Source organism: Georgenia sp. Z1491 (assembly GCF_049856175.1).
In the GTDB taxonomy this organism is placed as follows: domain Bacteria; phylum Actinomycetota; class Actinomycetes; order Actinomycetales; family Actinomycetaceae; genus JB111.
In genome coordinates, this window is the sequence record NZ_JBNDNA010000002.1 from 97771 (window position 1) to 112885 (window position 15115).

The 15115-nt window shown below is 73.4% G+C and carries 18 protein-coding genes, 1 tRNA gene and 1 pseudogene; 12 read left to right on the forward strand and 8 right to left on the reverse strand.

Features of this window, described 5'->3' with window-relative positions; genetic code table 11:
- The first annotated feature begins 102 nt into the window (after nt 1–102).
- The 3 genes from ACPYO4_RS02990 to ACPYO4_RS03000 all read left to right on the forward strand — a co-directional run bounded on the left by ACPYO4_RS02990 (nt 103) and on the right by ACPYO4_RS03000 (nt 2454).
- Nucleotides 103–1104: an ATP-binding cassette domain-containing protein gene (locus ACPYO4_RS02990; protein ID WP_425707729.1), complete on the forward strand. Its 1002-nt coding sequence runs from the start codon at nt 103–105 to the stop codon at nt 1102–1104.
- Nucleotides 1101–1952 carry an ABC transporter permease gene (locus ACPYO4_RS02995; protein WP_425707730.1) on the forward strand — a complete coding sequence of 284 codons (852 nt, stop codon included), beginning with the start codon at nt 1101–1103 and terminating at the stop codon, nt 1950–1952. The genes ACPYO4_RS02990 and ACPYO4_RS02995 overlap by 4 nt, the downstream gene beginning before the upstream one ends.
- Nucleotides 1953–2193: 241 nt before the next feature.
- Entirely contained in the window at nt 2194–2454 is a 261-nt protein-coding gene (locus ACPYO4_RS03000; protein WP_425707731.1) for a GlsB/YeaQ/YmgE family stress response membrane protein, read from the forward strand.
- Between the two features lie 177 nt (nt 2455–2631).
- On the opposite strand, the gene ligD is transcribed toward ACPYO4_RS03000, so the two are convergent.
- From ligD to ACPYO4_RS03025, 5 genes are all read right to left on the reverse strand, one after another.
- Nucleotides 2632–3912, reverse strand: coding sequence for a non-homologous end-joining DNA ligase (ligD, locus tag ACPYO4_RS03005; RefSeq protein WP_425707732.1), 1281 nt, complete (start codon nt 3910–3912; stop codon nt 2632–2634).
- Nucleotides 3913–3936: 24 nt separating this feature from the next.
- Nucleotides 3937–4173 (reverse strand): hypothetical protein, encoded by a 237-nt coding sequence (locus ACPYO4_RS03010; protein ID WP_425707733.1) that lies wholly within the window; start codon nt 4171–4173, stop codon nt 3937–3939.
- Nucleotides 4174–4333: 160 nt separating this feature from the next.
- Nucleotides 4334–5527: a zinc-dependent alcohol dehydrogenase gene (locus tag ACPYO4_RS03015; RefSeq protein ID WP_425707734.1), complete on the reverse strand. Its 1194-nt coding sequence runs from the start codon at nt 5525–5527 to the stop codon at nt 4334–4336.
- A gap of 142 nt (nt 5528–5669) precedes the next feature.
- The gene (locus ACPYO4_RS03020) at nt 5670–5957 is read right to left on the reverse strand and encodes a WhiB family transcriptional regulator (protein ID WP_425707735.1); all 288 of its coding nucleotides are present in this window, start codon (nt 5955–5957) and stop codon (nt 5670–5672) included.
- A gap of 35 nt (nt 5958–5992) precedes the next feature.
- Nucleotides 5993–6721, reverse strand: a complete 729-nt coding sequence (locus ACPYO4_RS03025; RefSeq protein WP_425707736.1) for a sigma-70 family RNA polymerase sigma factor — start codon at nt 6719–6721, stop codon at nt 5993–5995.
- A 317-nt stretch (nt 6722–7038) separates the two neighbouring features.
- On the opposite strand from ACPYO4_RS03025, the pseudogene ACPYO4_RS03030 reads away from it, so the two are divergent.
- From ACPYO4_RS03030 to ACPYO4_RS03040, 3 genes and pseudogenes are all read left to right on the forward strand, one after another.
- Nucleotides 7039–7194 (forward strand): annotated as a pseudogene (locus ACPYO4_RS03030) (SDR family oxidoreductase); the annotation flags it as partial.
- The gene (locus tag ACPYO4_RS03035) at nt 7191–7475 is read left to right on the forward strand and encodes a hypothetical protein (RefSeq protein WP_425707737.1); all 285 of its coding nucleotides are present in this window, start codon (nt 7191–7193) and stop codon (nt 7473–7475) included. The pseudogene ACPYO4_RS03030 and the gene ACPYO4_RS03035, both read left to right, overlap by 4 nt.
- Nucleotides 7476–7505: 30 nt before the next feature.
- Nucleotides 7506–9158 carry an NAD-dependent epimerase/dehydratase family protein gene (locus ACPYO4_RS03040; protein ID WP_425707738.1) on the forward strand — a complete coding sequence of 551 codons (1653 nt, stop codon included), beginning with the start codon at nt 7506–7508 and terminating at the stop codon, nt 9156–9158.
- Nucleotides 9159–9162: 4 nt separating this feature from the next.
- Here ACPYO4_RS03040 and ACPYO4_RS03045 read toward each other — a convergent pair whose 3' ends face one another.
- Nucleotides 9163–9891, reverse strand: a complete 729-nt coding sequence (locus tag ACPYO4_RS03045; protein ID WP_425707739.1) for a GAF and ANTAR domain-containing protein — start codon at nt 9889–9891, stop codon at nt 9163–9165.
- A 214-nt stretch (nt 9892–10105) separates the two neighbouring features.
- On the opposite strand from ACPYO4_RS03045, the gene ACPYO4_RS03050 reads away from it, so the two are divergent.
- The 3 genes from ACPYO4_RS03050 to ACPYO4_RS03060 all read left to right on the forward strand — a co-directional run bounded on the left by ACPYO4_RS03050 (nt 10106) and on the right by ACPYO4_RS03060 (nt 12227).
- Nucleotides 10106–10570 (forward strand): hypothetical protein, encoded by a 465-nt coding sequence (locus ACPYO4_RS03050; RefSeq protein ID WP_425707740.1) that lies wholly within the window; start codon nt 10106–10108, stop codon nt 10568–10570.
- Between the two features lie 80 nt (nt 10571–10650).
- A complete protein-coding gene (locus ACPYO4_RS03055; protein WP_425707741.1) occupies nt 10651–11754 on the forward strand; it encodes an NAD(P)H-dependent flavin oxidoreductase in 1104 nt (367 codons plus the stop codon).
- A complete protein-coding gene (locus tag ACPYO4_RS03060; protein ID WP_425707742.1) occupies nt 11751–12227 on the forward strand; it encodes a nucleoside deaminase in 477 nt (158 codons plus the stop codon). The genes ACPYO4_RS03055 and ACPYO4_RS03060 overlap by 4 nt, the downstream gene beginning before the upstream one ends.
- An 8-nt stretch (nt 12228–12235) precedes the next feature.
- Here the strand turns inward: ACPYO4_RS03060 and ACPYO4_RS03065 are convergent, their stop codons facing one another.
- Nucleotides 12236–13240: a helix-turn-helix transcriptional regulator gene (locus ACPYO4_RS03065; RefSeq protein WP_425707743.1), complete on the reverse strand. Its 1005-nt coding sequence runs from the start codon at nt 13238–13240 to the stop codon at nt 12236–12238.
- Nucleotides 13241–13302: 62 nt separating this feature from the next.
- On the opposite strand from ACPYO4_RS03065, the gene ACPYO4_RS03070 reads away from it, so the two are divergent.
- Together ACPYO4_RS03070 and ACPYO4_RS03075 are read left to right on the forward strand one after the other, a co-directional pair.
- Nucleotides 13303–13905 (forward strand): DinB family protein, encoded by a 603-nt coding sequence (locus ACPYO4_RS03070; RefSeq protein ID WP_425707744.1) that lies wholly within the window; start codon nt 13303–13305, stop codon nt 13903–13905.
- Entirely contained in the window at nt 13902–14363 is a 462-nt protein-coding gene (locus tag ACPYO4_RS03075; RefSeq protein WP_425707745.1) for a VOC family protein, read from the forward strand. Before ACPYO4_RS03070 ends, ACPYO4_RS03075 begins: the two co-directional genes overlap by 4 nt.
- Nucleotides 14364–14432: 69 nt before the next feature.
- On the opposite strand, the gene ACPYO4_RS03080 is transcribed toward ACPYO4_RS03075, so the two are convergent.
- A tRNA-Lys gene (locus ACPYO4_RS03080) sits at nt 14433–14505 on the reverse strand.
- A gap of 206 nt (nt 14506–14711) precedes the next feature.
- Here ACPYO4_RS03080 and ACPYO4_RS03085 point away from each other — a divergent pair.
- Nucleotides 14712–15110, forward strand: a complete 399-nt coding sequence (locus tag ACPYO4_RS03085; protein WP_425707746.1) for a VOC family protein — start codon at nt 14712–14714, stop codon at nt 15108–15110.
- Nucleotides 15111–15115 lie beyond the last annotated feature (5 nt).

Genomic DNA, 15115 nt, shown 5'->3' on the forward strand with positions numbered 1-15115 from the left:
GACGGAGGCGTGCGATCGACCGCACGCCATGTGCGCATCGGGCAAGGCTAGCGTACGCTCAATTCGTACGCCGTACAGTACGGCGTCAGAAAAGGGAGGACGATGGTGCGCACAGACATGGCGATCGCCTTGACGGACGTCCGCAAGGCCTTCGGCGGAGCACGGGGCCCCGCGGTCCTCGACGGCCTGGACCTCGAGGTCGCGCGCGCGAGCGTCCACGGACTGCTCGGGCCGAACGGGGCGGGGAAGACGACGGCGGTGCGGATCATGACCACTCTCCTCGCGCCGGATGCCGGCCGGGTGGTGGTCGCCGGGCACGACGCCGTCCGGGACGCCGGCCGCGTGCGCGCCAGGATCGGACTCGTCGGACAGATCGCGGCGGTCGACGAAGCGCTGACCGGCCGTCAGAACCTGGTGATGTTCGCCCGGCTCAACCGGTACCGGCCCACGTCCGCGGCCCGCCGCGCGGGAGAGCTGCTGGACCGGTTCGGGCTCGCCGACGCAGCGGATCGGCAGGTGAAGAGCTACTCCGGTGGCATGCGGAGGCGCGTCGACCTGGCCGCCGGCCTCATCACCGCCCCGGACATCCTCTTCGTCGACGAGCCGACGACGGGCCTCGACCCCGGGGTCCGCCAGGACGTCTGGGAGGCGATCCGGGAGCTGGTGAGGGGCGGCACCACCGTCCTGCTGACGACCCAGTACCTCGAGGAGGCCGACCAGCTCGCCGACCGCATCTCGATGCTCGGACGAGGACGGGTGGCGGCGGAAGGCCGCCCGGCCGAGCTCAAGGCCAAGGTCGGTGACGACTGGCTCGAGATCACCCCCACGCACGACGGCGACCTGCTGCGACTCCGCGCGGAGCTGGCCCCATGGTCCAGCGGCGACATCACGGTCGACCACGGCCGGGTCCGGGTGCCGCTGGCCGACCGCACCGCCTCGTTGATCGGCGCGACCGCCGCCCTGCGCGACGCGAGCCTGTCCGTGTCCGACCTCTCCCTGCGCACCCCGAGCCTGGACGAGGTCTTCCTGCAGATCACCGGCCATACCGCGCTCGTTCCCATGAACCAGGCCGGCACCGCCGTCACCGAGGAGGCCACCCCGTGAGCACGACCACCGATCACCCGAGCGCGAGCAGGCTGACCACCGCTCCGGACGGTCCGACCACGCCCGTGGCCCGGGCGCTCGCCGACACCTGGACCATCACGCGTCGCGATCTCCAGCACTGGCGCCACATGATCGGCGCGAGAATATTCAACTGGCTCTGGCCGGTCCTCCTCATGTCGCTCTTCCTCGGGCTCATGGGAGGCGCGCTCGGCGACGCCCTGGGCGGCAGCTACATCGACTTCGTGATGCCCGGTGTGCTGGCGATGACCGTGTTCCTCGGGCTCGAAGGCACCATGACCGCGGTCTGCCAGGACTCCTCGCGCGGCATCACCGACCGCTTCCGGTCCCTGCCGATGAGCGGTATCGCCGTCGTCGGGGGGCGTTGCCTCGCGGACCTGCTGGACTCCCTGGTCTCGCTCGTCGTCGTCGTCGGAGCCGGCGTGGCCTTCGGATGGCGACCCGAGACCACCCTCATGGAGGCGCTCGCGGCCCTCGGTCTCCTGCTCCTGCTGCGGATCGCCATGCTCTGGGCCGGCATCTTCGTGGGCCTGAGGGCTGCCACCCCCGAGTCCCTCGCCCCGATCAACATGCTCGTCTGGCCGGTGCTGTTCTTCTCCAGCGTGTTCATCGCCACGTCGACCATGCCCGGGTGGTTGGCGACCATCGCCGACGCCAACCCCATCTCGGCCACGGCGACGACCGCGCGCGGACTGCTCGGCGCTCCTTCGGACAGCGGCGGTACCTGGTTCGCCGAGCATGCGTCGGTCCTGGCCGTCGTCTGGCCTGTGCTGCTCATCGCGATCTTTATGCCGATGGCCGTCTCGACGTACCGACACCTGCGGCGCTGAGACGCTCACCGGTCGGGCAGCGGTCCGATCGTTCCCTCGTGCGTGAGGCGGCCGACGGCTGCGGGTCCGCAGACCGCTCGACCCGGGTTCTCCCGGCGATCCCGAGAGGGTCAACCGTGACAGAACAGTGATCTTCGACGCGTGGGTCAGCGCGTGCAGTTGTGCACCATCGGTGCAAGAGTTGGACCGCTGTCACAGCAGGGGCCTCGCCCACCGACGGTCCCGGACAAGGAGGCACAGCATGTGGTCTTTCATCTCGCTCGTCGTCGTCGGCGCCATCATCGGTGCTCTCGCGCGCTTGTTCATGAAGGGTGACCAGAACCTGGGCATCCTGTGGACCATCATCCTCGGGGCGCTCGGCGCCCTCGGTGGTGGTTGGGTCGCGGACCAGCTCTTCGGCGGTTCGACGATCGTCACCTGGATCGTGGGCATCGTGCTCGCGATCATTCTCATCACGATCTTCATCGCGGTCCGTGGCCGCGGGGCCCGCGCAGCGCGCTGACCCACGGGGCGAACGCACCGGGTGCCGTCAGGTGCCCGACACGCTCGGGCGCTCAGCCGCCCGACCAGCACGGCCCGGAGGGGCCGGCCACCGAACTGCAGGTGGCCGGCCCCTCCGGTCTGTCCGGCCCCTCCAGACTCTCCGGGTCGTCGACCGCGCCGGAGCGCCCCGGCGGACTCAGTGGTTCCGGAGCATGTCGACGAGCTCGTCCTTCTTCTTGTCCGAGTAGCCGGTGATGCCGAGCTCCTTGGCGCGGTCCTTCAGCTCGTCGACGGTCCAGTCGTCGTAGCTGCCGGCCTCGCCGCCGCGCGCCCCGACCCTCTTCCTGCCCTCGTTGGCCGCGGCGTTGGAGATGCGGGCGGCCTTCTCCTTCGACGCCCCGTCGTCGCGGAGCTCCTCGTACATCTCGGGGTTCTTGATGCTCGGCGGGGTGTCCTTCTGGGGCATGGTGCCGTCTCCTCTTCTCGATGACTCGTCAGGCGTCCTGCGCGTGGACCGTGCGCTCGCCCCGGCCGCGCGCACCGGGAGCCGTGCCCCGCCGACGCTGCCCGCTCCGTCCGGGAGCGGGGCGATGGCCGCCAGCGGATCCTGCGTCCCGCGCATCCGCGCGAGCACCTCGTCGATCGTCAGCTGGCGCAGGTCCGGATCGTCGAGCTCGTACCACACGCGTGGCACCGCCACGGTCGGCAGTCCCCGGCCGCGCGGGGAGTAGGGCGCGACGGTCGTGCGCGCGGCACGGTTCTGGCTCCAGTCGATGAGCACCCGCCCGCGGCGTACGTCCCGACGGATCGTCGAGACCACGAGCTCGGGACGTTCGCCCTCCAGGGCCTGGGCCAGGTCCTCCATGGTCTCGGCGACGTCGTCGCCCGTGACGTGGCCGTCGAGCCCCGCATACAGGTGCAGTCCCTTGCTCCCGCTGGTGACCGGGACCGAGGTCAGGCCCCTCTCCTCAAGCTCGGGGCGGAGCAGGCGGGCGACCTCGACACACTCGGCCAGACCCGCGCCCTCGCCGGGGTCCAGGTCGAGCACGAGGCGGTCGGGAGCGAGCTCCTCCTTCTCGCCGGGGCCGAACCGCCACTGGGGCACGTGGATCTCGAGCGTGCCCATCTGGACGAACCACGCGAGCGTCGCGGCGTCGTCGGCGAGGGGGTAGGTGTTGACGTGGTCGGCGTGCTGCTGGTCGCGCCTGGCGACCCAGTCCGGCGCGTGCCCCTCGAGGTCCTTGGCGAAGAACGACTGACCGGGTTCCGCCGTCGTCCCGACCCCGTCGGGCCACCGCTTCCGTGTGGCGGGCCGACCGCCGGCGTGCCGACCGATCAGCTCCGCCATGGCGACCACGTAGTCCACGAGGTCACGCTTCGTCGTCCCCGTCTCGGGGTACATCACCTTGTCGGGGTGCGACAGGCGGACCTCCCGTCCGTCGATCCGGACGGCCTCGCGGTCCTTCGAGCGAGCCATGGTGCGCGTGCTGGGCGTCCGGGATCAGGCGCTGTCGGTGAGGTCGGCGGCGGTGACCTGGCGGGCGCAGTGGCTGCAGCAGTACGAGGTGCCGTCGACGTCGACGCCGTGGCCGATGATCCGGCACCCGCAGTGGGCGCAGGTCGGCGCCACCGCATGGATGGCGCACTCGAACGAGTCGAAGTCCGCGGACCGCCCGTCGTGGGTGGTGATCCGGAAGCTCTTGTCGTAGCTGTTCCCGCACATCGAGCAGATGGCCATGTCCGTCCCTCTCCCGTCGTGTCCTGCCGGAGGTCGTGCCTACGGTGCCCGTACCCACCCGTTCGAACGGTAAACCTGTGGGATGGATCCCGGGGGGCCGACGCCGGCGCGCCGTCGGGTCGCGCGACGGCCCGTCGGCGGGGGGCGCACCGTGCCCTCGTCAGGTGCGGGGGTCGAGGACGACCTTGATGCAGCCGTCCTCCTTCTTCTGGAACATCTCGTAGGCGGCCGGCGCCTCCTCGAGGTCCAGCCGGTGCGTGCGCAGGTCGAGGGCGCCGAGCGGATCCTCGCGATCCATGACGAGAGGCAGCAGGTCCTCGACCCAGCGGTGGACGTTCGCCTGCCCCATGCGCAGCGTGAGGTGCTTGTCGAACATCTCCAGCAGGGGGAGCGGATCCTTCGCGCCGCCGTACACGCCGGAGATCGACACCGTCCCGCCGCGGCGCACCGAGCTGATCGCGGTACGGAGCGCCGCGAGCCGGTCGATGCCGGCGTGCGTCATCATCGGACCGGCCACGTCGTCCGGCAGCTTCGCCATCACCCGGTGGGCCGCCCCGGCGAGAGGGGAGCCGTGCGCCTCCATCCCCACGGCGTCGATCACCGCGTCCGGCCCGCGTCCGTCGGTGAGGTCGCGGATCCGCTCCGGCACGTCGTCCGCCTCCCGCGAGTCGAGGACCTGTACGTCGTGGCGCGCCGCCATCGCGAGGCGCTCGGGCACCCGGTCGACCCCGATGACCTGCCCGGCGCCCAAGAACCGGGCGACGCGGGCCGCCATCTGGCCGACCGGCCCCAGGCCGAGCACGGCCACAGAGGAGCCGGGCTCGACGTCGGCGTAGCGGACGCCCTGCCACGCGGTGGGCAGGACGTCGGACAGGTAGAGGTACCGCTCGTCCGGCTCGTCGTCGTCCGGCACCGTGATGAGGCCGGCCTGCGCGTGGGGCACCCGCAGGTACTGCGCCTGGCCGCCGGGCACCTGCCCGTAGAGCTTCGTGTAGCCGAACAGCGCCGCCCCGGACCCGTACTCGCGCACCTGGGTCGTCTCGCACTGGCTGTGCAGCCCGCGGGAGCACATCCGGCAGACGCCGCAGGCGATGGGGAACGGGACGACCACCCGGTCGCCCACCGAGACGTCGGTGACGTCGGCACCGACCTCACGCACGACTCCCATCGTCTCGTGACCGAGAACGTCCCCGGGGTCGATGAAGGCTCCCAGGACGCTGTAGAGGTGGAGGTCGGAGCCGCACACGGCGGTCGACGTCACCTCGATGATCGCGTCGGTCGGCTCGAGGATCTTCGGGTCGGGGACATCGTCGACGCGGACGTTCTCGGGTCCCTGCCAGGTCAGTGCGCGCATGCGGGCCTCCTCCTCGTCGGTGCACCGCCGTCGACGGCACTGGCGGTCGTGTACCCGGAGACGGGCGGAGCATGCACGGGCCGGCGGCCCGCCGCGAGCGAACCTGCGTGACGCCGTGCAGGTGCCGGCCCCCGGCCGCGGGTCAACCGGCCCTGCGCTCCGCTTGGTACGCGGCCGCACGATCGTCCGCGCTCATGCCGCCCCAGACGCCGTAGGGCTCGCGGACGGTGAGGGCGTGCTCGCGGCACGCCTCCAGCACGGGACAGGTCCGGCACACGGCCTTGGCAGCCGCGTCGCGGCGCTGGCGGACGCCGCCTCGTTCGCCTTCGGGGTGGAAGAAGTCGTCCGGGTCGTACGCGCGGCACGCACCCTCGAACTGCCAGCTCCATTCCTCGAGCAGCGGGCGGGGAAGACGGGACAGCTCAGACATCGGTAGCTCCTCAGCATCGGGCACGTCAGCCGCGTTCAGGCGGCGTGCGTGCTGGGCGTGGCGGTGGTGGCGCTCGTCGGCGGCGCCGGGCTCCGGCGGGACGTCCCGCCGGGCGTGCCTGCAGCGAGCTGCAGCGTGGCGATCACCCGGCCGAGGCGGCGCGAGACCTGCATCTGGCTGATACCGAGCTCGTCGGCGATGTCCTGCTGGGTGCGGTCCTCGACGAACCGCATGTGCAGGAGGGCGCGGTCGGCCCCGCGCAGGAGACGGCGCAGCGGCCGCAGGCTCGCCAGGTCGTCGATCCGCTCGAACGTGCCGTCGTCGTCCGCGGGAAGCCTCTCGGCCAGCGGTCGTTCGTCCGGCCCCACGCGGGCATCGATCGACTCCGGCGTGTAGCAGCCGACGGCGGCCCGCGCCTCGCGGATGTCCGCCAGGTCCCGGCCCAGCTCGTGGGCGACGTCGGCGTCGGACGGCGGGCTGCCGTCCCGCTGCACGTGCTCGTCGGCGAGGCGCCGGATCTCGAGCTGCAGCTCCTGCACCGCCCGAGGCGGCCGCACCATCCATCCGCCGTCCCGGAAGTGGCGCTTGAGCTCGCCGAGGATGGTGGCGGTGGCGTACGGCGCCAGGGCGCCCCGGGTCGGGTCGTGGCCCCTGGCGGCCTTGACCAGTCCCAGGTAGGCCACCTGCTCGAGGTCCTCGACCTCGGAGCCCCGTCCGCGGAAGCGGCGGGCGAGCGCCCGGGCGAGCCCGAGATGCTCGGTCACTGTGTCGTCATCGACTGCGTCGTGCGCAGTCGTCGGTCGTACGTTCACGGAAGTCCTCCGAGATGAACGTGCGCGTCCTGGCGGCTGCGTCACCAGATCTTCACCCAATCCCAGGGCGGGACTCCTGTCAATCGGCCGGGCCTGTCGCCGGTGCCGGCACCGGCGCCTGGACCGCCGCGTGGACGGCGGGCCGGCCGCCGGGCGGTCCGCGGGTTTCGGCTCGTGCGCGTCGGGTACCTGCCCGGTGCGCCCGTACGGGCCACGACAGCACCACGACCCCGGGGGAGCACCGCATGAGGGCCGACACCCGCCGCATTACCGACCAGCTGCCCGAGTTCGGAAGGAGCACGCCGCTGGGGCGCGCCGGCCAGCCGACCGAGGTGGCCCCGGCCTTCGTCCTCCTGGCGTCCTCCGAGTCGAGCTACGTCGTCGGCGAGACGCTGGGCGTCACCGGAGGGATGATCGGCCCGTGACGGCGCTCGTCACGCCGAGCGCCCGGGACACGGCGCGCGCCGCGGTGCTGGAGTCCCTCAGGCCCTGGCCGACCACCCTGGCCGCCGTCCTGTGCGACTCCACGCGCGAGATTGAATTTCGCGCCCGGACCGTGCCGGCGGGCGCAGGGTGCGGCATCGTCTCCACCTACCTCCACCGAGATCCCAGGCGGCTGACCCGGACGCCGCGGACCAGCGACGGCATCGGGGCGCACGACCCGGCACGACGAGACACGACTCGAGAGGTGGCAGGCCATGTCTGACCGGAGGAACGACGAGCGGGACGGAGCCTCGTGAGGGTCGCCGTCGTCGGCGCGTCCGGGAACGCCGGCACCGCGGTCCTGCGTGCGCTGGCCGCGTCCCCGCGGGTGGACGAGATCGTCGGGGTGTCGCGGCGCCTGCCGGACACGTCGGCCCAGCCGTACGCGTCGGCCACCTGGCACCGCCTCGACCTTGCGGTGCCGGCCCGCGAGCCCGCGCACGAGGACGCCGTGATCGACCGGCTCGCGCGGGCGCTGCGCGGAGCGGACGCCGTCGTGCACCTCGCCTGGCTCATCCAGCCCAACCGGGAGCGCGACCTCCTGCGGCGCGCCAACGTCGGCGGCACCGCGCGAGTCGCGGAGGCGGTCGTCCGGGCGGGCGTGCCGCACCTCGTCGTCGCCTCCTCGGTGGGGGCCTACTCCCCGGTCGACGACGACGAGCCGCGCGACGAGTCCTGGCCGACCGAGGGCATCCGGACCTCGCACTACTCGGTCGACAAGGCCGCCCAGGAGCGCGTGCTCGACGAGTACGCACGTCGGCACCCGGACCTGACGATCGCCCGGCTGCGACCGGCGCTGCTCCTCGGCGGCGAGCCGGCCTCCGAGATCCGGCGCTACTTCCTCGGACCGTTCGTCCCGCCCGGCATGCTCCGGCCCGGGCGGCTCCCGCTCGTGCCGCTACCCGCCGGCCTGCGCCTGCAGGTGGTCCACCCGGAGGACGCCGCCGACGCCTACGTGCGGGTCGTCCTCGACCGGGCCTCGGGCGCCTTCAACATCGCCGCGGAGCCGGTGCTCACCGGCGCGGACCTCGCGGGCGTCCTCGACCACGGTCGGGTCCTCACCGTGCCGCGCGGCCTGCTGCGACGAGTGCTCTCCCTCGCGTGGGAGGTCCGCGCATCGGCGGCCGACGCCGGGTGGCTCGACATGGGCATGGCCGTGCCGGTCATGGACCCGTCACGCCTGTGCACCGAGCTCGGCTGGCGGCCCCGGCACGACGCGGCGGAGGCCCTGCGGGGACTGCTCGGCGGCATGGCCGACGGCGTCGGGGCACCGAGCCCGCCCGTGCGACCCGCGCGCCGCTGGCCGACCGACGCCGTCCCGCCCGGGAGCGCGCTGCGGTTCCACGCGCAGGGTGCCGACGAGGAGCCCACCGCCCACCGGGTGCCGTCCACCCTCGACCGGGAGCTGCTCGGCCTCTACCTCACCGGCGCGACCGCGGGCACCGGACGGGCGCGCCGCATGGCGGACGCCTACGCCGGGACCGACCTGGGGCCCGAGCTGGCGACCCTGGCGGAGCAGATCGAGTCCGAGCGCCTGCTCCTCACCGATCTCCTGCGCACGCTCGACCTCCGACCGCGTGCGCACCGCCAGGTGACGGCGACCGTGGCAGAGCGGATCGGCCGGCTCAAGCTCAACGGTCGTCTCACGGACTCGCCCATGACGCCGGTGCTGGAGACCGAGCTCATGCGCAGCGCCGTCGTTGGCAAGCTCGGGGTCTGGGAGGTGCTCGCCCGGCTCGCGGGCGAGCTCGGACTGCCCGAGCCGATGTTCGAGGTGCTCGCCGGGCGTGCGCGGGAGCAGATCGAGCTCCTCGGGCGGCTCCACCACGTGGTCACCGACGAGGCGTTCGTGTCGGCGAGGCAGCGGGGCGGGACGCAGCGGTCGCGCGGTGCTCCTCGCGGATGACCGCTCAACCCGCGCCGGTACCGACGTCGCTCGGGGGCGTGCGGTGCGTGCGCCGGTTGGCGACCACCCACTCGGCGACGGCGTGGAGCTTGATGTTGTGGTCCTGCGAGTGCCGCCTGAGGAACGCGAACGCCTGGTCCGCATCGAGGTCGAACCGCTCCATGAGGATGCCCTGCGCCTGGCCGACGAGCTTGCGGGCGTCGACGGCCGTCTGCAGACCCTCCTGCTCGTGCGCCGAGGCGATGGCGACCGAGGCGTGCCGGGCGAAGACGTGGGCCACCTCGAGGTCGGCCCGCGTGAACGCGTCCCGCCCGGCCGCGTAGAGGTTGAGCGAGCCGTACCCGCGCTCGTGCGTCCGCAGCGCCACGCTGAGCACGCTCGTGAACCCGAGGTCCGCCACCGCCGGCCCCCAGGCGGGGTATCGCGCGTCGGCCCGGACGTCGCCCGACACGTACGTGCCGCTGCCCACGTCGGTGACGGCGTCGATGCAGGGCCCCTCGCCGTGCACCAGCTGGAGGTGATGGGCCTCGGCCACGCTCGGCGACGTGGCCGCGGCGGTCGCGAGCAGGCCGCGGGCGTGGGACCGCATGATCCCGGCACCGTCGCAGACCACGGCAGCACGCGCGTACTCCGCCACGTGTTCGACAGCCTGCTCGCTGCCGCCACCGGACCCGGAGTGCAGGTCCAGCGCCATGCGGGAGAAGAAGTCGTCGCCCGCGGGGTCCTCGTCCATCGCCGCACCTCCATCGGCCACGCCGGTCGCGCCTGCGGCGGTCGGCGGCACAGTTCGACGCGGGTGCCCGCACCCTCGTCGCTCACGCCCCCCGATCCTATCGGCGAACCTCACCGGTGTGGCTCGCCGGATGCATGGATGCCGCACCCGTGGGTACGCCCCACCCGAAGGCCGGCGGCGATGTGGCTCGATCCATGACAAGGAGGCGGACGACGTGAACGTGCTCAAGCCAATCGTGGCCGTGCTCGGCGACGGCGGGCCGACCGACCTCACGCTTGCGGACGTCCTGGTGGACCGCGGTGCCCGGCCGCACCTGCTCTCGGTCGACGTCGGCTGGCTGAGGTCGGTGCGATCGGCGATCGCGCTGCTGGACACGGCCCCGGGAGCCAGCGCGGTGCTCGGTCTCGCCGAGTCGGGCGGGTCGGGGGCGCGGATCGCCGCGCTCGGCACCACGGCGTCGGGCGCAGCTCTCGAGGACTGGGAGGGGGTGTGCCGACGCTGCGGCGAGCGCAACGACATCACCCTCGTCTGGGCCCCCGGGCCGGCGGTCGGCGGCGCCCCGGAGGGTACCTCCGCGACGCAGGATCCCGGGGCCCTGGCGCTCACGGTGGTCGAGGAGCTCGCACGCGCGGGCCCGGGTGCGCGGATCGTCGATCTGACAGAGCAGCTCGGCAGGTGAGCAGCCCGTCCCCGGACCACGGCCGCGTGGGCGGATCGTGGTGCCGGTCCGCCTGTCGGTGCGGTCGCTAGGGTCGAAGCGTGCCCGCCCCTGCCGGCCGTGCCGGTTCCGACCGCCCCTCCCTCGCCGACCTCGCCGTCCCGATCATCGGCGCGCCCATGGCGGGTGGGCCGTCGACTCCGGAGCTCGTCCACGCCGTCGAGCGTGCCGGCGGCGCCGGCTTCCTCGCCTCCGGTTATGGCAGCGCTGACGCGCTGCTCGAGCAGGTCCGCCGGGTCCGCGAGCTCGGGGCACGCCGGTTCGGCGTCAACCTCTTCGTCCCCGACGCTCTGCCCGCCGACCTCGATGCCGCCCGCGCCTACCGCGACGAGCTCGCACCGCTCGCCGCCGAGCTCGGCATCGATGAGCTCGGCACGCCCCGGCAGGACGACTCCGGCTTCGACGCCAAGGTCGCCGCGCTCCTGGCCGACCCCGTCCCTGTCGTCTCGTTCACGTTCGGCCTGCCCGCTCCAGGGACTTTTCGCCGGTTCCGCGACGTCGGCACCGCCGTGTGGGCGACGGTCACCTCGACCGACGACGCCGTGACCGCGGTGGAGGCGGGCGCGGACGTGCTCGTCGTCCAGGGCCCGGAGGCGGGCGGGCACCGCTCGACGTTCGCCGTCGCCGACACCCCGGGTGACGTGCCGCTGGGCGAGCTGCTGCGCGCCGTGCGCCGCGCCGTCGAGCTGCCGCTCATCGCGGCGGGCGGGCTGACCACGGGGCAGGACGTGGCGCGGGCGCTCGAGGTCGCCGACGCCGCACAGGTGGGCACCGCGCTGCTCGACGCCGACGAGGCCGGCACCTCGCCCGGCCACCGCGCCGCCCTGCGCGACCCGGCGCTCACCACCACCGCCGTGACGCGCGCCTTCACCGGCCGTCCCGCGCGCTCGCTCGTCAACGAGCTGGTGCGCCGCTACGACGCCGTCGCGCCGCCCGCGTACCCCGCGCTCAACCACGTGACCTGGCCGATCAGGCAGGCCGGGGGAGCGGCCGGGGACACCCGGTTCATCCCGCTGTGGACCGGACAGGGCTGGCGGGAGGCGCCCAGCGGGCCCGCGCAGCGGATCGTCGCGGACCTGTGGGCCGCGGCCGAGACGGCGGCCCGGGGCGGGGGTGCGGCGTCGTCGGGCAGGATGCAGCGATGATCACCGATACCGACCGCAGGTTCCTCGTCCGTGCCGTGGAGCTGGCCGAGCGGGCGCTCGCCGCCGGCGACGAGCCGTTCGGCTCCGTCCTCGTCTCTCCCGACGGCGACGTCCTGCTCGAGGACCACAACCAGGTCTCCGGCGGCGACGGCACGCGGCATCCCGAGCTGGCGATCGCGCAGTGGGCGGCCCGGAGCCTCGAGCCGGCCGTCCGGGCACGGTGCGTCGTCTACACCTCCGGGGAGCACTGCGCGATGTGCTCGGCCGCGCACGGCTGGGCGGGACTCGGGCGGATCGTCTACGCGTCGTCGGGGGAGCAGCTGACGCGCTGGGCCGCCGAGCTCGGCCTGCCGGACTCCCCGGTCGCGGGCCTGCCGATCAGGGCGGTGGTGCCGGGCGCCGACGTCGACGGCCCCGACGACGAGCTCGCCGAGCGGGTCCGCGCCCTGCACGCCGCGCGCGCCGGGAGGTAGGTCGCGCGTCACGCCTCGTCGTCGGCTCCCGTCGACGTACCGGGCTCCTGTGCGTCGCCGCGCCCGGCCATCCCCGCCAGCACGCCCGCCAGCCGCGCGGCCGTCTCCCGCAGCTCGGGCGGCTCGACCACCTCCGCCTCGAGACCGAGCAGCGCCACCCGGATCGCCAGCCAGTCGAGGTCCTCCGCGCCGGCGACCAGGACGCACCACCCGTCGGTGTCCTCCTCGACCCGGCCTGCGGCGGCCGGCACCAGGGCCCGCACCTCGTCGGCCGGCGCCCGGAGCCGGACGCGCGCGAGGTACCGGTACGGCGACACGGTCACCGACCGCTGGACGTACTCCACGGGGTCCGGGTGCTCGCGCGGCGCGACCCGCCACGTCGTCACCTCGAGCGCGCTCATCCGGTCGAGGCGGAACGTCCGCCAGTCGGCGCGGTCGACGTCGTACGCCATGAGGTACCAGCGCGGGCCGAGCGTCACCATCCGCACGGGTTCGACGGTCCGCTCCCGCTCGTCGCCGTCGCGCGCCGTGTACCGGAACCGCACTCGCACGGAGTCGTGGCAGGCGCGCGCGAGCCGCACGAGCACATCGGCGTCGATCGAGGCCTGCGGCCCGACGACGGTGCCCGTCGCGTCGTACAGCGCGTGGACCTCCGCACGCAGTCGCGGCGGGAGCACCTGGTCGAGCTTCGTCAGTGCCCGCAGCGCCGCGTCACCGACCCCGGTGACCGTGCCGCCGGCCGCCAGCCGCAGCGACAGGGCGGTCGCGGTCGCCTCCTCGGCGTCGAGCAGGAGCGGCGGGAGTCGCGTCCCGGCCCCCAGCCGGTAGCCACCCCCGACGCCGGGGCTCGCCTCGACGGGATACCCCAGCGTCCGCAGCCGCTCGACGTCGCGGCGGACCGACCGCGGGGTCACGTCGAGCTCGGTGGCGAGCTCGTCCGCGGTCCAAGACGAGCGGTGCTGCAGCAGGCCGAGCAGCCGCAGGACCCGCTCGGTCGTCCCCTCGGTGCGCATACCGAGAACTCTCCCACCGATCGCGGAACGATCCTGTCCGCGTCACCTGCCACGGTGTGTCCATGAGCGAGCCGACGATGACCCTGTCCGACACCTCCTGGAACGGAGCACTGCGCGACCAGACCGACTGGCACTGGCAGCACCAGATCCGCGAACGCCTCGCCGGGCTCACCGACGACGAGTACTTCTGGGAACCGACCCCCGGCGCCTGGAACGTGCGCCCGCGCGGGACCGGCTCCGCGCCGGTCCAGGCCGGCGGAGGTGAGATGACCATCGACTTCGCGTTCCCGCCACCCGAGCCCGCGCCGATGACGACGATCGCCTGGCGCCTCGGCCACGTCATCGTCGGCGTGCTGGCGATGCGCAACGCCGCCCACTTCGGCCGCGCGGCCACCGACTACCAGTCCTTCGAGTACGCGCCGACCGCCGCTGCGGCGCTGGCCCAGCTCGACGAGGAGTACGCACGATGGACCGACGGCGTGGCGAGCCTGGGGGAGGACGGCCTCGCTCGCCCGTGCGGCGAGGCGGAAGGCCCGTTCGCGCAGGACCCGATGGGGCGGCTCGTCCTGCACATCAACCGCGAGCTCATCCACCACCTGGCCGAGGTCGCCCTGCTGCGCGACCTGTACCTGCACGCCCACGCCGACCGGACGGAGCCGTCATGAGCGCGAAGATCCAGATCACCTTCGACGCCCGCGACCCGCGGGCGCTGTCGACCTTCTGGCGCGACGTCCTCGGTTACGTCCACCCCGCCCCGCCGGGCGTCGACCTCCCGGAGGGCGCGGACCCGCTCGCCGCGTGGGATCAGTTCCTCGAGGCGTCCGGGGTTCCCGAGGACCAGCGCAACAGCGCATCGGCGCTGGAGGACCCCGACGGAGCCGGTCCGCGTATCTACTTCCAGCAGGTGCCCGAGGAGAAGGTGGCCAAGAACCGCGTGCACCTCGACGTCCGCACCGCCTCCGACCTGCGCGACGACGAACGGATGGCGGCCCTCGAGGTCGAGTGCGAGCGGCTCGTCGGACTCGGCGGGACCAGGCTCCGGCGGCACGAGCCCGAGGCACCTCTGAGCATCGGCTTCATCGTCATGGCCGACCCCGAGGGCAACGAGTTCTGCCTGGACTGAGGCGCGTGCCCGGTCCTGCTCGTCGACCTGGCGGCCTGCTCGCGCGCCCGCGCGTGGAGGTGGTGGAAGTAGGCCCCGTGGGGCTCGAACCCACAACCCACGGATTAAAAGTCCGTTGCTCTACCGATTGAGCTAGAGGCCCGCGGAGCCCGGCGTCGCCACGGCTCCCGCGAGCGGTCAGGTTACGTCGGGCGGGGTCCCACGCGTGAATCCCGACGACGACGATCCGGACAGCTCCCACGCGACACCCGCCCACAGCTACCCGGGCCGCACACGCCGCCCAGGAGGACGCACCGACTCCTGCTCCCACCGACCCACCTCCGACCCACCGATCGAAAGGGCACGACGATGAACACGCTCAACGGCCTCACCACGATGGTCCTCACCGCCGAGGACGTCGACTCCGCAGCACGTTGGTACGCGGATCTCCTCGGCGTCGACCCCTACTTCCGGCGCCCGGAGAGCGGGCCGGCCGCCTACGTCGAGTTCCGGATCGGGCCCGACGAGGACGAGCTCGGCCTCATGGACCGCTCCTACGCGCCCGGCGCGAGCGGCCCTGGCACGTCGACCACGTACTGGCACGTCGACGACGTCGAGGCCACCCTGGCCGACCTGCTCGCGCACGGTGCCACGACCCACGAGCCGCTGATCGTGCGCGGGCACGGGTTCGTCACGGCATCGGTGGTGGACCCGTTCGGCAACGTCCTCGGCCTCATGCACAGCCCGCACTGGTCCGGGCGCCACTGAGGGGA

Coding starts and splice junctions, on each gene's coding strand:
- ACPYO4_RS02990 (WP_425707729.1), top strand. CDS start 103: ATGGTGCGCACAGACATGGCGATCGCCTTGACGGACGTCCGCAAGGCC.
- ACPYO4_RS03000 (WP_425707731.1), top strand. CDS start 2,194: ATGTGGTCTTTCATCTCGCTCGTCGTCGTCGGCGCCATCATCGGTGCT.
- ligD (WP_425707732.1), bottom strand. CDS start 3,912: ATGGCTCGCTCGAAGGACCGCGAGGCCGTCCGGATCGACGGACGGGAG.
- ACPYO4_RS03010 (WP_425707733.1), bottom strand. CDS start 4,173: ATGGCCATCTGCTCGATGTGCGGGAACAGCTACGACAAGAGCTTCCGG.
- ACPYO4_RS03015 (WP_425707734.1), bottom strand. CDS start 5,527: ATGCGCGCACTGACCTGGCAGGGACCCGAGAACGTCCGCGTCGACGAT.
- ACPYO4_RS03020 (WP_425707735.1), bottom strand. CDS start 5,957: ATGTCTGAGCTGTCCCGTCTTCCCCGCCCGCTGCTCGAGGAATGGAGC.
- ACPYO4_RS03045 (WP_425707739.1), bottom strand. CDS start 9,891: ATGGACGAGGACCCCGCGGGCGACGACTTCTTCTCCCGCATGGCGCTG.
- ACPYO4_RS03060 (WP_425707742.1), top strand. CDS start 11,751: ATGATCACCGATACCGACCGCAGGTTCCTCGTCCGTGCCGTGGAGCTG.
- ACPYO4_RS03065 (WP_425707743.1), bottom strand. CDS start 13,240: ATGCGCACCGAGGGGACGACCGAGCGGGTCCTGCGGCTGCTCGGCCTG.
- ACPYO4_RS03070 (WP_425707744.1), top strand. CDS start 13,303: ATGAGCGAGCCGACGATGACCCTGTCCGACACCTCCTGGAACGGAGCA.
- ACPYO4_RS03075 (WP_425707745.1), top strand. CDS start 13,902: ATGAGCGCGAAGATCCAGATCACCTTCGACGCCCGCGACCCGCGGGCG.
- ACPYO4_RS03085 (WP_425707746.1), top strand. CDS start 14,712: ATGAACACGCTCAACGGCCTCACCACGATGGTCCTCACCGCCGAGGAC.